Below are 14586 nucleotides of genomic sequence, written 5' to 3' on the forward strand. Positions count from 1 at the left end.
TGGCGTACGCGCCACCGCCCCCGTCGCTTGACGCGGGGACCCGCAGTGGGTTGCATACTTTGTGTGATCGCGCACCGGGTTTCAACTGCCAGTTTCCTCAACTCACGTACGTCCCGCAGGGCCACAGGAACCGCGCCGTGGACCCGGTGATCATCGCCGGGGCGGGCCCGGTCGGCCTCGCCCTGGCCCTCGCGCTCGCGCGCGCCGAGGTGCCCGTCATCCTGCTCGACGAGAGCTCGGGCGACGACGAGCGCCGCCCCGCCCGTACGGCCGTGCTGCGCCCCGACACCGCCGCCCTGCTGGAGGGGCTGGGCTGCCGGGCCGGCCAGGCGGCCGTGCCGTGGACCGGCTGGCGCACGATGCGGCGGCGGCAGGTGGTCCGGCAGCTGACCCTGGTGCCCGGCGGGCTGTTCCCCCTGGGCACGGCAGGCGGCCACGACGGCCCCGATAGCCGCGGCTATGACGTCGGCTACGTCCGTGACGGCGGCCAGGTCCGTGAGAACGGCTCGGCCGGCCACGAGGGCGGCCTGGGCGGCTTCAGCGCCGGCTTCGGCAGCGGGCCGGAGGGCGACGAGGCGGAGGAGTCGGAGCTGCCCTCGCCGCTGCATCTGCCCCAGCACGAACTCACCCGCGCCCTGCGCGCCGCGCTGGCCACCGTCCCCGGCGAGAACCTGGTACGGATCATCTCGGGCACCCGTCTCGACACCCTGGAACAGGACGCCCGGGGCGTCAGCATCCACACCCGGGGCACCCAGAGCACCTGGTGGCGGGGCAGCTTTCTGATCGGCTGCGACGGGCCGCGGTCCACCGTCCGCAAGCTCCTGGGCGTGCGCTTCCCGGGCCGCACCGCGGTGGAGCGGCACGCGGTCGCCGCGCTGCGCGCCGAACTCCCCTGGCCCGGCGAGGCCGTGCTGCACCGCTCGCCGCCGTGGCGCACCGTCGACACGGAGGTGACCGCCCGCCCGCTGCCGCGCGGCGTCTGGCGGCTGGACTGGCTGCTGCCGCCGGGCCGGGACCTGGTCACACCGGACGCGCTTCTCGCGCGGGTGCACGACACCCTCACGGGGTGGTGCGGGGACCCCGCGCCCCCGTACGAGCTTCTGGACACCGGCGTGCACACCGTGCACCACCGGCTCGCGCGCCGCTGGCACGTCGGCCGCGCCTTCCTCGCCGGGGACGCCGCCCATCTGCTCGGCGCGCTGGGCACCCAGGGGCTGGACGAGGGGCTGCGCGACGTCGCCAACCTCTCCTGGAAGCTGGCCCTCGCCTGGCACCACGGGGCGACGGACGCGCTGCTCGACAGCTATCAGGCCGAGCGGCGCGGCGCGGTGAGCGCCCGGCTGCGCGCCGCGGACCAGGCGCTGCCGCTGGTGCGGGCGTCCGGCGGCTGGCATGCGGTGCGGCGCTCCGTACTGCCCGGCGCGGTGCGCACGCACGACGCGCTGCTGACCGACGGTCACCTGGGGCGGGGCCCGCTGGGCGAACCGCCGGTCTACGGCCGCTCGCCCCTGATGCCCGCGGTGGCCCCCGAGGGCTCGGTCACGGTCGACACCGAGATCGGCGCGCCCGCCGCAGATGTGCCGGTGACCGCGTCGGACGGGTCGCTCACCCGGCTGCGGGCGAGGCTGGGGCGGGAGTTGCTGGTGGTCCTCGTCGCCCCCGGGACAGGGGTGTGGGACCGCCGCCACTGGCTGCGCGCGGGGCTGATGCCACGGCTGGCCGCGGCGGTCGCGGCGCTGCCGGTGCGGGCCGAGCTGCTGGTCGCCGAGGAGTACCCCGGGGCCCCGGCCCACACCGTGCTGCTGGTGCGGCCCGACGGGCATCTGGTCGCGGCGCTGTCCGGGGTGCGCCCGGCCGAGCTGTACGCGTGCGCGGACGCGGCGCTGGGCGGAAAGGCAGCGCGAGGCGGCGCGGCTGAAGGGTCATCGGCTGAGGCAGAGGCGGAGGCGACGGCGCACAGATAGGACCGCCCGCACGGCCTGCCCGCACGGCCTGCCCGCACGGCCTGCCCGCACGGCCTGCGCCGCGGCATGCGCGGCGAGGTGCGCGGCGGCGTGTACGGCGGTGCGCGCGGCGGGTGCGTCCGAGGAGTGGACAGCAGTAGTTGACCTTGGTTTTCGGCCCGTGGTTGAGTACGCCCTGTGACTGACGCTCGGCTGCCTCGCTTCTGGCGGAGGGTCCATGTGGACCTCGTCCGCTATGCGGGCTGCGTCTGTCGACCCTCCTGTTGATCAGCCTTTTCCTTGCGCGGCTCGGGCCGCGCCCCTTCGCGATCACTCAGGACGGTCTCAGTGCCCGACGTACGCACTTCCTCCCCCACCCGGCCCTCGGCGCCCGCCGGGACCTCTGCCGACACCGCGCCAAGCCCGGCCGAACTCCTCGCATTCGCCCGCCGTACGGCCGCCGACACCGCGCTCGTCGACTCGCTCCCCCTCGACCCGGAGGGCCGCACCTGGCTGCGGCTCGACGGACCCGGGGGCAGCGAGGCGTGGCTGATCGGCTGGCCTCCCGGCACCGGCACCGGCTGGCACGACCACGGCGGCTCGCACGGCGCCTTCGTCGCGGCGGCCGGTGAACTGCAAGAGCTGTCGCTCGCCGCGCGTCTGCCCACCGAGGGCTGGAAGACCCTCGAACTGGCCGACGACGTCGACCGTGAGCGGCGGCTGCCCGCCGGACAGGGGCGAGCCTTCGGTCCGCACCACGTCCACGAGGTGATCAACACCTCCACGGAGCGGCATGCCGTGTCGGTGCACGCCTACTACCCGCCGCTGCCCCTGATGCGCCGCTACAGCCGCACCGGACAGGTGCTGCGGCTGGAGCAGATCGAGCTGCCGGGCGAGTGGGAGTGAACTGATGAGCACGAAGCGGAGCATCGACGAACTGCTGGCCGAGGCCCGCGCCGGCCTCGACCGCCTCGGCCCCGCGGAGGCCGCGGCGGCGCACGCCGAGGGCGGGCTGCTGGTGGACATACGGTACGCCGAGCTGCGGGAGCGCGATGGGACCATCCCAGGCGCGCTGATCGTCGAGCGGAACGAACTGGAATGGCGGCTCGACCCGCTGTGCGACCACCGGCTGCCCGAGGCCACTGACCACGATCTGCGGATCGTGGTGGTGTGCAACGAGGGGTACGCGTCAAGCCTCGCGGCGGTCTCGCTGCGGCAGCTCGGGCTGTCCCGCGCCACGGACCTGGTGGGCGGCTTCCAGGCCTGGCGCGCGGCGGGCCTGCCAGTAAGCCCGCACTCCTGAGCCCCCGCTCCTGAACGTCGGGCCCCCGGAAGCTGTTCGGGGGCTGGCCAACAGCCGGGGCCCATCGGCAGCCGGGGCCCGTCGGCGCAGGGGCGGCGGTGGACTGGACGGCGGTGAGCCGGGCACCGGCTCTGGGCCGGCCCGGGCCCACTAGGCGTCGGGCAGATGCCGCTCCAGCAGCTCCGGGTCCTCCCCTTCTTCCTCCAGCGCGCGCCGCACCACCCGCAGCGCCACCCCCTCCGGATAGCCCTTGCGCGCGAGCATCCCGGCCAAGCGGCGCAGCCTCTTCTCCCGGTCGAGGCCGCGGGTGGCCCTCAACTTGCGCTCGACCAGCTCACGGGCGGTGCGCTCCTCCTGTTCGGAGTCGAGCTGCCCCACGGCCTCGTCGATCAGGGCCGAGTCCACGCCCTTGGTGCGCAGCTCACGCGCGAGCGCCCGGCGGGCGAGACCCCGGCTGTGGTGGCGGGACTCCACCCAGGCGTCCGCGAACGCCGCGTCGTCGATCAGCCCGACGTCCTCGAACCGGGACAGCACCTCCTGCGCCACCTCGTCGGGGATGCCACGGGTCCGCAGCGCGTCCGCTAGCTGTCTTCGCGTGCGCGGGGTCCCGGTGAGCAGGCGCAGACAGATTGCCCGCGCCTGCTCCTCCGGGCTGCGCGGCGGCCCCTGCTCGGCCCTCGACGAGGAGGGGCCGCCGCTGTCCGGGCCGACCGGACGGCCTTGACCGTCCGGCCAGTCGGTCCGCCGCGTCACGGTCAGCTCTTGGCCGCGGCGGTCTTGGCCGCCTTCGTCCCGGCCTTGGCCGCCGTGGCGGGCGCCGCCTTCGCCGGCGCGGTGGTGGCCGCTGCCGGAGCCGGGGCGGCAGCGTCGGCGGCGGGCTCAGCGGCCGGCTCCTCCTTCTTGACGCCGATGCCCAGCTTTTCCTTGATCTTCCGCTCGATCTCGTTGGCGAGGTCGGGGTTGTCCTTGAGGAAGTTCCGGGCGTTCTCCTTGCCCTGGCCGAGCTGGTCGCCCTCGTAGGTGTACCAAGCGCCGGACTTGCGGATGAAGCCGTGCTCCACGCCCATGTCGATCAGGCCGCCCTCGCGGCTGATCCCCTGGCCGTAGAGGATGTCGAACTCGGCCTGCTTGAAGGGCGGCGCGACCTTGTTCTTGACGACCTTGACGCGGGTGCGGTTGCCGACCGCTTCGGTGCCGTCCTTGAGGGTTTCGATACGGCGGATGTCCAGGCGCACCGAGGCGTAGAACTTCAGCGCCCGGCCACCGGTCGTCGTCTCGGGGGAGCCGAACATGACGCCGACCTTCTCGCGGAGCTGGTTGATGAAGATCGCGGTGGTCTTGGACTGGTTGAGCGCACCGGTGATCTTACGCAGCGCCTGGCTCATCAGCCGGGCCTGGAGGCCGACGTGGGAGTCGCCCATCTCGCCCTCGATCTCCGCCCGCGGCACCAGGGCGGCGACGGAGTCGATGACGATCAGGTCGAGCGCGCCGGAGCGGATCAGCATGTCGGTGATCTCGAGGGCCTGCTCGCCGTTGTCCGGCTGGGACAGGATCAGGGAGTCGGTGTCCACGCCCAGCTTCTGCGCGTAGTCCGGGTCGAGGGCGTGCTCGGCGTCCACGAAGGCGACGGTGCCGCCGGCCCGCTGGGCGTTCGCCACCGCGTGGAGGGTCAGGGTGGTCTTACCGGAGGACTCGGGCCCGAAGACCTCCACCACACGGCCGCGCGGCAGGCCGCCGACGCCGAGGGCCACGTCGAGCGCGGTCGATCCGGTGGGGATGATCTCGATCGGCTCGTTCGGCCGCTCCCCCATGCGCATCACTGCGCCTTTGCCGAATTGCCGTTCAATCTGTGCGAGCGCGGCGTCGAGCGCCTTCTCGCGGTCGGTTCCTGCCATGGGTTCCACCCGGTTTGCTTGAGTCGATCGCTTCACGTCCACGACGCTAACCCCTGCCACTGACAAGCGGCCCGGACGTCCTCCACCTGTGGATAACTCAGGCGAGATCCACCATGAGAATGGATGTTCGATTTTCGTGTCAACTACGCCGCTTCAGCGAGTCCCGCACCCGCGCGAGGGCCGACATGCCGCCCCGCCGCCGCGTCCGGCCCTGGACCCGCAGGTCGTCCGCCACGTCGTACCGCTTGATGTACGCGCCGAGGAACGCCTGCAGCGTCGCGGTCGCCGGGATCGCGATCAGCGCGCCCACCGCGCCGAGCAGCGCGGTGCCCGCGATCACCGAGCCGAACGAGACGGCCGGGTGGATGTCCACGGTCCTGGCAGTGATGCGCGGCTGCAGCAGGTAGTTCTCGAACTGCTGGTAGACCACGACGAAGACCAGCACCCACAGCGCGTACCAGGGCTCGACGGTGAACGCGATCAGCATCGGCAGGGCGCCCGCCAGATAGGTGCCGATGGTCGGGATGAACTGGGAGATCAGCCCCACCCAGACGGCCAGCGCCGGGGCGTAGGGCACGCCCAGCCACTCCAGCAGGACGTAGTGCGCCACGCCGGAGATCAGCGCCATCAGGCCGCGCGAGTAGATGTAGCCGCCGGTCTTGGCAACCGCGATCTCCCAGGCGCGCAACACCTCGGCCTGCCGGGTCGGCGGCAGGACCGAGCACAGCGCGCGGCGCAGCCGGGGGCCGTCGGCGGCGAAGTAGAAGGCGAAGAGGGTCACCGTCAGGACCTTGAAGAGCCCGCCGAGGACCTGCGCCGAGACGTCCAGGACATTGTTCGCGCTGTTCCTGACATAGCTCTGCAGCCAGTCCGAGTGGAGCACGCTGTCCTGTATCTCGACCCGTGACAGCTCGGTGTGGAAGGTCTCGTTGACCCAGCTGACCAGCTGGTCCAGATACTTCGGGAAGTCCTCGACCATGGTCATGATCTGGTCGGCGAGCATCGAGCCGAGCAGGGTGAAGAACCCTGCGACGCCGATCAGGATGCCGAGAAAGACCAGCCCGGTGGCCACCCCACGGCGCACGCCGCGCGCGGCCATCCGGTCCACGGCCGGTTCGATGGCGAGCGCGAGGAAGAACGCGATCAGGATGTTGAGGAGCAGTCCGGTCAGCTGGTCGAAGGCCCAGGTGGCCAGGCGATAACAAGCCACCAGGGCGAGCGCGAGCACCATGGCGCGCGGCAGCCAGCGCGGCATGGCCGCGCCGGGCCGCGCCTCGCGGGCGGCGTCAGCCTGGGGGCCGGCGGGGACGCCGTCGGCGTCGGGCGGGAGGGTCTCTTCTGCTGGGGCCACTGAGCAAGTGTGGCGTACATCGGTGAAAGATATCCGGCCACCCCGCGAACTCCGGGCTCACGGGCCCGGCGGCCACTCAGCGCCTGTCGGCCGGAATCTCCAGGGCGGCGCACACCCCGCGCCAGACGTCCTTGGTCTCCCAGCCGGCCTCCAGCGCCTGGTGCACGGTCCGGCCGCCGAGCTCGGACATCACATGGTCGCGCGCGAAGGAGTCCGCGTACCCCTCGCCGAAGTAGTCCGCCATCCGCTGCCAGAAGTCCGTCAACCGCATGTGATCAGTATCGCGCTCCTGGGGGTGCAGTCGGACGCGAGCCGCCGTGCGGCAGCTCTTTCCGGCCTACGGTCGGCCCATGGACCGATCCGCAGCAGTCCCCTCCTCCCCGCTGGCCCGCGCCGAGCAGTTCGTGTGGCTGACCGCCCGGGTGCTCGAGCAGCGCAGATTCGCGTACCACTTCCTGGGCGGCGGCGCCGACCCGGTCGAGACCGCGCTGGCCGCGTACCTGGGTGACGACGGGGGCTACGGCCACGCTCTGGAGCCGGAGCTGCGCGGCCCGCGCAGCCGCCCGCAGCACGCCGCGCACGCGCTGCGCGTCCTGGACGGGATCGGGCGCTGCGGGGGACGGCGCGTGGAGCTGCTGTGCCGCTATCTGACGGAGATCACCACCCCGGACGGCGCGCTCCCGGCGCACCGCCCCGCGCCGCCCGGCGCCGCAGTGGCCTCCTGGAACCCCGTGGCGGACGGCTCGGCCGGCGATCTGCTCGCGACCGGTCCGGTGGTGGGGCTGCTGCACCGCAACGACGTGTGGCACGCGTGGCTGTTCCGGGCGACGGATTTCTGCTGGGCGGCGATCGCGGCGCTGGAGGAGGGCGCGGCCCCCCGGCCGCACGAGGTGCTGGCGGCCGTCGCCTTCCTCGACAGCGCGCCGGACCGCCCCCGCGCGCTGGCGGCGGCGGAACGGCTCGGCCGGCGGGTACGCAAACAGGGACTGGTGGTGCTGGATCCCGAGCGCGCCGAGGACCACCCGCTGCCGGAGGGCCGGGCCCGGGGCGAGCGGGCCTTCGTACCGGGCGGCGAGCGGGCCTTCGCACCAGTCGGCGAGCGGGTCTTCGTATACGAGGTGGCGCGCACCCCCGACTCCGCGGCCCGCCCGTGGTTCACCGACGCCGAGGTGGAGCGGTCGCTGGACTTCCTCGCGGACTCCCAGGGCGAGGACGGCGGCTGGCCGCTGCGCCGGCGCCCGTGGGCGCCCGGGGCGGCCTTGGAAGGGCGGCCGATCGTGACCATCGAGGCCCTGCTGACGCTGCGCGCGTACGGCCGCGCGCTCGGCTAAAGGGCCCGTACGCCCGCGGTGACGACCACGGCGACGGCGACCACCACCAGAAAGGGAGCGCGCAACACCAGGGCGACCGCCGCCGCGCCGAGCCCGGCGGCCCGCGCGTCGAGGACCAGGTGCTGCCCGTCGCCGAAGGTCTGCTGGGCCGTGAGGGCGGCCAGCAGCGCGACGGGGAGCAGCGCGGCGAGGCGGCGGACGGCGGGGCGTTCCAGGGCCCCGGCGGGCACCGACAGGCCCAGCAGTTTTGCCAGGTAGCACCCGGCCGCGGTGACGCCGATGGCGATCCAGGTGCTCAACGGACCCCGCCTTCCCCTGTGGCACCCCGGGCGCGCAGACCGTGTACGGCGAGGACGGCGGGTGCGGCGAGCGCCGCCACCAGGACCGGCACGCCGGCGGGCAGCAGCGGCAGACAGCCGAGGACGAGCAGCACCCCGAGACCGGCGGCGGCCCGCTCGACCGTGCCGCGGAGCATGGGGGCCAGCAGGGCGAGGAAGACCGCCGGCCCCGCGGCGTCCAGGCCCCACGCCGCGGTGTCGCCGAGCGCGGATGCCCCGAGGGCGCCGACCAGTGTGGTCAGGTTCCACAGGGTGTACAGGCTCAGGCCGGTGACGGTGAAGCCGAGCCGCGCGGTGCGCCGGTCCGGCTGCGCGAGGGCGACGGCGGAGGTCTCGTCGATGACCCAGTGGGCGGCCAGGGGGCGCACCGACCGGGGCAGACCGAGGAGGCCGGACAGCCGCAGCCCGTAGAACGAGTTACGCACCCCCAGGAAGAACGCGCCCGCGGCGGCGGTGAACGGATTGCCGCCCGCCGCCAGCGCGCCGACGAGGGCGAACTGCGAGGCGCCGGTGAAGACGAGGAGGCTGAGCGCACAGGTCTGCAGGACGCTGAGGCCTGCGCCCGCCGATGTCACGCCGAAGGCGAATCCGGAGAGCCCGACCGCGACCCCCACCCCCAGCGCGTCGCGGACCACGGCCGCGCTCGCCTTGGGTTCAGCGCCGCTGCCGGGCCCGGAGCGAGCCTCGGAGCCGGTACGTATCTCGATCTGTTCTGGCACACCCCGCACAGTAGGAGACCGGACGGCGCCCGGTCTTGTACGTTCTTGCACCCCACACGCATGGGCGAGCGCCCGGTTCACCTCCGCGACCACCTCGACGCCGGGTCCTTCGACGAGCGCTTCGCCTACGGCCTGGCCGGGCTCCTCAGCCGGTCGGCGGCGCGCTCGCGCCGGTAGGCGCCGGGCGGCACTCCGACGATCCGGGTGAAGTGACGGTTCAGATGGGGCTGATCGGTGAAGCCGACGGCCGCGGCCGCCTCGGCGGGCGCGGCACCGCCCTCCAGGAGGCGGCGGGCCCGGCGTACCCGGGTGTCGGTGAGCCAGGTGTGCGGCGGCATGCCGTAGGCAGCGCGAAAGGCGCGCAGCAGGGCGAAAGGGCCCGTGCCGAGCTCGGCCGCCAGCTGCTCCAGGGTCGGCGGATCCGCCATCCGCTCCTCGAGGAGCTCGCGGGCGCGCGCCGCCGTTCGCGCTCCCGCGCTGCGCGCCGTGCGCTCGGGGAGCGGGCCGCCGTGGTGGCGCAGCAGGTGGGCGACGGCGACGCGCAGCAGGCTGTCGGCGGCGAGCGCGTCGCCCTCCTCGGCCGCCCGGTGCACCTCGCTGATGAGGTGCGCGGCGTGCGGAGCCTCGACCATGGGCTCGGCGAACCCGACCGTGCCACGAACCGTGGTGGTCTCGGCCGCGATCTCGGCGATCACCGACGCGGACGGATAGAGCGTGGCGTAGGCCCAGCCCTCCGGCACCCCGGCGCGCGCGGTGTGCGGCACCTCGGGGTTGATCATGACGACCGTACCGGGGCCGGCCCGCTCGGTGCCGCCCGGCAGCCCGACCTCCTCCACCCCGCGGGTGACGGCCCCGAACACATACCCGTCATGGGAGTGCAGGGGAAAGGTGTGGCGTACATAGCGGGCCCGCAGCAGGTCGAGCCCCGGCAGCGCGGTCCAGCGCCAGTGCCGTGCCCACTCCCCTGTCCGCTCCCCCGCCCGCCTGGTGTCCATGGAGCCATTGTGCGACGCCGCCCAGGGCCATGACCTGCGGGTCCGCCCGTTGTCAGTGGCCCGGTGCACGATGGAGGACATGGCAGGCCCAGCACTCGACGGATTCTCCCCCGCCACCCGCGGTTGGTTCGCGGGTGCCTTCACCGCGCCCACGGCCGCGCAGGAGGGCGCCTGGCGGGCGATCGGCGCGGGATCGGACGTGCTGGTCGTGGCCCCCACCGGCTCGGGCAAGACCCTGGCCGCGTTTCTCGCCGCGCTCGACCGGCTGGCCAGCACGCCCCCGCCGGCCGAGGCCCGGCGGCGCTGCCGGGTGCTGTACATCTCGCCGCTCAAGGCCCTGGCGGTGGACGTCGAGCGCAACCTCCGCAGCCCGCTCACCGGCATCCGCCAGGAGTCCGTGCGGCTCGGGCTGCCCGAGCCGGAGATCCGGGTGGGCGTCCGCTCCGGCGACACCCCGGCCGCCGAGCGCCGCGCCCTGGTCAGCCGCCCGCCGGACATCCTCATCACCACCCCCGAGTCGCTGTTCCTGATGCTCACCTCCTCCGCTCGGGAGGCGCTGCGCGGTGTGGAGACGGTGATCCTGGACGAGGTGCACGCCGTCGCCGGGACCAAGCGCGGCGCGCATCTCGCGCTCTCCCTGGAGCGGCTTGACGAGCTGCTGAACCGCCCCGCCCGGCGGATCGGCCTCTCGGCGACCGTGCGGCCGGTGGACGAGGTGGCGCGCTTTCTGTCGCCGCGGCGCAGGGTGGAGATCGTCCAGCCGCCCTCGGGCAAGGAGTTCGACCTGTCGGTGGTGGTCCCGGTCGAGGACCTGGGCGAGCTGGGCGGCTCCCCCGTACAGGACGGGAGCGACGGGAGTACGGGCGAGAAGCCGTCGATCTGGCCCCATGTGGAGGAGCGGATCGCCGATCTGGTGCAGGCCCACCGCTCGACGATCGTCTTCGCCAACTCCCGCCGCCTCGCCGAGCGGCTGTGCAACCGGCTCAACGAGATCGCGTACGAGCGGGCCACCGGCGAGGCTCTTCCCGAGGACCACTCACCGGCCGAGCTGATGGCCGAGTCGGGGGCGGCCAAGGGGGCGCCCGCGCTGCTGGCCCGCGCGCACCACGGCTCGGTGTCCAAGGAGCAGCGGGCGCTGGTGGAGGAGGACCTGAAGGCGGGCCGGCTGCCCGCCGTGGTGGCCACCTCCAGCCTGGAGCTGGGCATCGACATGGGCGCGGTCGACCTCGTCGTCCAGGTCGAGTCGCCGCCCTCGGTGGCCTCCGGGCTGCAGCGCGTGGGCCGCGCCGGCCACCAGGTGGGCGCGGTCTCCACCGGCGTGGTCTTCCCCAAGTACCGCGGCGACCTGGTGCAGGCGGCGGTGGTCACCGAGCGGATGCGCGAGGGGGCCATCGAGTCGCTGCGCGTGCCCGCCAACCCGCTGGACGTGCTGGCCCAGCAGCTCGTCGCCATGACGGCCGTGGACACCTGGGACGTGGACGAGCTGCTGGCCCTGGTCCGCCGCGCCGCCCCGTTCGCCGCGCTCCCCGAGTCCGCCTACATCTCGGTCCTGGACATGCTCGCGGGCCGCTATCCGTCCGACGCCTTCGCGGAGTTGCGGCCGCGTCTGGTGTGGGACCGCGTGGCGGGCACGGTCACCGGCCGCCCGGGGGCGCAGCGGCTGGCCGTCACCTCGGGCGGCACGATCCCCGACCGCGGGCTGTTCGGGGTCTTCCTGGCGGGCGCCGACCCTAAGAAGGGCGGCGGCAGGGTCGGCGAGCTCGACGAGGAGATGGTCTACGAGTCGCGGGTGGGCGATGTGTTCACCCTCGGCACCACCTCGTGGCGGATCGAGGACATCACCCGCGACCGGGTCGTGGTCACCCCCGCCCCCGGCGTCCCCGGCCGCCTCCCGTTCTGGAAGGGCGATCAGCTGGGCCGCCCGCTGGAGCTGGGCCGCGCGCTGGGCGCCTTCCTCCGGGAGATCGGCGGCATGACCCCCGAGGCGGCCCGGGAGCGGCTGCTGGCCGCCGGGCTCGACACCTGGGCCGCGGACAACGTCCTGGCGTATCTGGACGAGCAGCGCCGCGCCTGCGGCCATGTGCCGGACGACCGCACGATCGTCGTGGAGCGCTTCCGGGACGAGCTGGGCGACTGGCGCGTCGTTATCCACTCCCCCTTCGGCGCGCAGGTCCACGCCCCCTGGGCGCTGGCGCTGGGCGCGCGGCTGGCCGAGCGGTTCGGGCTGGACGCGCAGGCGATGCACGCGGACGACGGCATCGTGCTGCGGCTGCCCGACGCGGACCTGATGGGCCTGGACCTGCTGGACGGCGACCCGATGGCGCAGGGCAGGGAGTACGACTTCGAGCAGTCCCCCGTCGGAGCGGCCGATGTCGCCTTCGACAAGGACGAGGTCGGCCAGATCGTCACCGACCAGGTGGGCGGCTCGGCGCTGTTCGCCTCCCGGTTCCGCGAATGCGCCGCCCGCGCCCTGCTGCTGCCCCGCCGCGACCCCGGCAGGCGCACCCCGCTGTGGCAGCAGCGCCAGCGGGCCGCACAGCTCCTGCAGGTGGCGAGCGAGTTCGGGTCGTTCCCGATCGTGCTCGAGGCCGTCCGCGAATGCCTCCAGGACGTGTTCGACGTCCCCGGTCTCACCGAGCTCATGGGCGACCTCGAGTCCCGCCGGGTCCGGCTGGTGGAGGTGACCACCCCGGAGCCGTCCCCGTTCGCCCGCTCGCTGCTCTTCGGCTATGTGGCGCAGTTCCTGTACGAGGGCGACTCCCCGCTGGCCGAGCGCCGGGCCGCCGCGCTCTCCCTCGACTCCCGGCTGCTGGCCGAGCTTTTGGGCCAGGCGGAGCTGCGCGAGCTGCTGGACGCCGACGTCCTGGCCGAGCTGGAGCGCGAGCTGCAGTGGCTCACGGACGACCGCCGGGTCAAGGACGCCGAGGGCGTGGCCGACCTGCTGCGCCTCCTCGGGCCGCTGACCGACGCCGAGCTGGCCGAGCGCGGCGCCGATCCCCAGTGGGCGCGCGATCTGTCGGGCACCCGCCGGGCCATCCGCGTCCGGATCGCCGGGCAGGACCACTGGGCGGCCGTCGAGGACGCGGGACGGCTGCGGGACGCACTGGGCACGGCGCTGCCCGTCGGGGTCCCCGAGGCGTTCACCGAGCCGGTCAAGGATCCGCTCGGGGATCTCCTGGCGCGTTTCGCCCGCACCCACGGCCCGTTCACCTCCGCCCAGGCGGCGGCCCGCTTCGGCCTGGGCACCGCCGTCACCGACGGGGCGCTGCACGGCCTCGCGGCGGGCGGCCGGATCGTCCAGGGCGAGTTCGCGCCGGCCGGCGTCAGCCAGGAGTGGTGCGACGCCGCCGTGCTGCGCCGACTGCGCCGCCGCTCGCTGGCCGCGCTGCGCCATGAGCTGGAGCCCGTCCCGCCGGCCGCGCTCGCCGCGTTCCTCCCCCGGTGGCAGCACCTGGGCACCCACAGCCTGCGCGGGATCGACGGGCTGGTGCGCGCCATCGAGCAGCTGCAGGGCGCCCCGGTGCCCGCCTCCGCCCTGGAGAAGCTGGTCCTGCCCTCCCGGGTCAGCGACTACACCCCCACCATGCTGGACGAGCTCACCGCGAGCGGCGAGGTCGTATGGGCCGGGGCGGGCGCGCTGCCCGGCAAGGACGGCTGGGTCACCCTCCACCTCGCCGAGGCCGCCCCGCTGCTGCTGCACGCGCCGCACCCCCTGGAGATCGGCCCCCTCCACCAGACCGTGCTGGACGCGCTGGCCGGGGGCTACGGCCTGTTCTTCCGGCAGATCGCCGAGCAGGTCCGGGCCGCCGGGCACGACGTCCAGGACCCCCAGCTCGCCGAGGCCGTCTGGGACCTGGCCTGGTCCGGCCGGCTCACCGGCGACACCCTCGCCCCGCTGCGCGCCCTGATGGGCTCGGGCCGCACGGCCGGCTCCACCGCCCACCGGGCCAGGCGCGCGGTCCCCCGAGGCCGCTACGGAAGCCTCACCGCCCGCCCCACCGCCTCCCGGAACGGACCGCCCACCGTGGCGGGCCGCTGGTCCCTGCTGCCCGAGCGCGAGCCCGAGCCCACCCACCGCGCCCACGCCCTGGCCCGCACCCTCCTCGACCGCCACGGCGTGGTGACCCGCGGCGCGGTCGCGGCCGAGGGTGTCGAGGGCGGGTTCTCCGCCGCCTATCGCGTGCTGTCCGCCTTCGAGGACAGCGGCCAGGCCCGCCGCGGCTATGTGGTCGAAGGGCTCGGCGCCGCCCAGTTCGCCATGGACGGAGCGGTTGACCGGCTCCGCGCGGTCAGCACGGCCCGTGACACCGGCGACCCCGCCCGCCGCGCCGTCCTCCTCGCCGCGGCCGACCCCGCCAACGCGTACGGGGCGGCCCTCCCCTGGCCCGATCCGCCCGCGGACGCGACCCACCGGCCGGGCCGGAAGGCGGGCTCCCTGGTGGTCCTCGTCGACGGAGAGCTGAGCCTGTACATGGAGCGCGGCGGCAAGACGCTGCTCGCCTGGCATGACGACACCCGGCTCGACGCGGCGGTCGAGGCGCTGGCCCAGGCCGCGCGGGCGGGCTCCCTGGGCACGGTGACCGTGGAGCGGGTCAACGGGGCGGCCGCGCTGTCCTCCCCGACGGGGCGCGCCCTGGAGGCCGCGGGCTTCCACCCCACCCCCCGCGGCCTGCGCCTGCGCCCCTGACCAGCGGGCCCCGGTCCGCCCCGC

Annotated in this window: 12 protein-coding genes and 1 pseudogene; 6 read left to right on the forward strand and 7 right to left on the reverse strand. The window is 74.5% G+C overall.

All coding sequences use genetic code 11. The features are described 5' to 3' along the window. Nucleotides 1-137: 137 nt before the first annotated feature. From ACH4U7_RS18395 to ACH4U7_RS18410, 4 genes are all read left to right on the forward strand, one after another. A complete protein-coding gene (locus ACH4U7_RS18395) occupies nucleotides 138-1964 on the forward strand; it encodes an FAD-dependent monooxygenase (protein ID WP_398528915.1) in 1827 nt (608 codons plus the stop codon). A 177-nt stretch (nucleotides 1965-2141) separates the two neighbouring features. After that, entirely contained in the window at nucleotides 2142-2231 is a 90-nt protein-coding gene (locus ACH4U7_RS18400; RefSeq protein ID WP_358644245.1) for a putative leader peptide, read from the forward strand. Between the two features lie 60 nt (nucleotides 2232-2291). Further along, nucleotides 2292-2849 (forward strand): cysteine dioxygenase, encoded by a 558-nt coding sequence (locus ACH4U7_RS18405; protein WP_398528916.1) that lies wholly within the window; start codon nucleotides 2292-2294, stop codon nucleotides 2847-2849. Nucleotides 2850-2853: 4 nt separating this feature from the next. Then, entirely contained in the window at nucleotides 2854-3246 is a 393-nt protein-coding gene (locus ACH4U7_RS18410; RefSeq protein WP_398528917.1) for a rhodanese-like domain-containing protein, read from the forward strand. 150 nt (nucleotides 3247-3396) lie between these two features. Here ACH4U7_RS18410 and recX read toward each other — a convergent pair. From recX to ACH4U7_RS18430, 4 genes and pseudogenes are all read right to left on the reverse strand, one after another. Next, nucleotides 3397-4101, reverse strand: a pseudogene (gene recX / locus ACH4U7_RS18415) (recombination regulator RecX); the annotation flags it as partial. After that, nucleotides 4002-5141, reverse strand: a complete 1140-nt coding sequence (gene recA / locus ACH4U7_RS18420; protein ID WP_398528918.1) for a recombinase RecA — start codon at nucleotides 5139-5141, stop codon at nucleotides 4002-4004. The gene recA and the pseudogene recX, both read right to left, overlap by 100 nt. Nucleotides 5142-5280: 139 nt before the next feature. After that, nucleotides 5281-6492 (reverse strand): AI-2E family transporter, encoded by a 1212-nt coding sequence (locus ACH4U7_RS18425; protein WP_398528919.1) that lies wholly within the window; start codon nucleotides 6490-6492, stop codon nucleotides 5281-5283. A 76-nt stretch (nucleotides 6493-6568) separates the two neighbouring features. Beyond that, nucleotides 6569-6763: a DUF3046 domain-containing protein gene (locus ACH4U7_RS18430; RefSeq protein ID WP_014175939.1), complete on the reverse strand. Its 195-nt coding sequence runs from the start codon at nucleotides 6761-6763 to the stop codon at nucleotides 6569-6571. 79 nt (nucleotides 6764-6842) lie between these two features. Between ACH4U7_RS18430 and ACH4U7_RS18435 the strand changes: the two genes are divergently transcribed. Further along, nucleotides 6843-7823, forward strand: a complete 981-nt coding sequence (locus ACH4U7_RS18435) for a hypothetical protein (RefSeq protein WP_398528920.1) — start codon at nucleotides 6843-6845, stop codon at nucleotides 7821-7823. Here ACH4U7_RS18435 and ACH4U7_RS18440 read toward each other — a convergent pair. The 3 genes from ACH4U7_RS18440 to ACH4U7_RS18450 all read right to left on the reverse strand — a co-directional run bounded on the left by ACH4U7_RS18440 (nucleotide 7820) and on the right by ACH4U7_RS18450 (nucleotide 9875). Then, on the reverse strand, nucleotides 7820-8122 hold the full coding sequence (locus tag ACH4U7_RS18440; protein ID WP_014175941.1) for an AzlD domain-containing protein: 303 nt from the start codon (nucleotides 8120-8122) through the stop codon (nucleotides 7820-7822). The genes ACH4U7_RS18435 and ACH4U7_RS18440 overlap by 4 nt on opposite strands. Next, nucleotides 8119-8889 carry an AzlC family ABC transporter permease gene (locus tag ACH4U7_RS18445; protein ID WP_385627597.1) on the reverse strand — a complete coding sequence of 257 codons (771 nt, stop codon included), beginning with the start codon at nucleotides 8887-8889 and terminating at the stop codon, nucleotides 8119-8121. The genes ACH4U7_RS18440 and ACH4U7_RS18445 overlap by 4 nt, the downstream gene beginning before the upstream one ends. A 116-nt stretch (nucleotides 8890-9005) precedes the next feature. After that, nucleotides 9006-9875, reverse strand: coding sequence for an AraC family transcriptional regulator (locus ACH4U7_RS18450; RefSeq protein ID WP_398528921.1), 870 nt, complete (start codon nucleotides 9873-9875; stop codon nucleotides 9006-9008). 79 nt (nucleotides 9876-9954) lie between these two features. Here ACH4U7_RS18450 and ACH4U7_RS18455 point away from each other — a divergent pair, with 79 nt between their 5' ends. Then, nucleotides 9955-14562 carry an ATP-dependent helicase gene (locus ACH4U7_RS18455; RefSeq protein ID WP_398528922.1) on the forward strand — a complete coding sequence of 1536 codons (4608 nt, stop codon included), beginning with the start codon at nucleotides 9955-9957 and terminating at the stop codon, nucleotides 14560-14562. Nucleotides 14563-14586: the final 24 nt, after the last annotated feature.

Source organism: Streptomyces sp. NPDC020845, from assembly GCF_044334165.1.
Taxonomy (GTDB): domain Bacteria; phylum Actinomycetota; class Actinomycetes; order Streptomycetales; family Streptomycetaceae; genus Streptomyces.

Excerpts from the sequence above, each read along its gene's own strand:
- ACH4U7_RS18410 (WP_398528917.1), top strand. The coding sequence starts at position 2,854 with ATGAGCACGAAGCGGAGCATCGACGAACTGCTGGCCGAGGCCCGCGCC.
- ACH4U7_RS18430 (WP_014175939.1), bottom strand. The coding sequence starts at position 6,763 with ATGCGGTTGACGGACTTCTGGCAGCGGATGGCGGACTACTTCGGCGAG.
- ACH4U7_RS18450 (WP_398528921.1), bottom strand. The coding sequence starts at position 9,875 with ATGGACACCAGGCGGGCGGGGGAGCGGACAGGGGAGTGGGCACGGCAC.
- recA (WP_398528918.1), bottom strand. The coding sequence starts at position 5,141 with ATGGCAGGAACCGACCGCGAGAAGGCGCTCGACGCCGCGCTCGCACAG.
- ACH4U7_RS18435 (WP_398528920.1), top strand. The coding sequence starts at position 6,843 with ATGGACCGATCCGCAGCAGTCCCCTCCTCCCCGCTGGCCCGCGCCGAG.
- ACH4U7_RS18455 (WP_398528922.1), top strand. The coding sequence starts at position 9,955 with ATGGCAGGCCCAGCACTCGACGGATTCTCCCCCGCCACCCGCGGTTGG.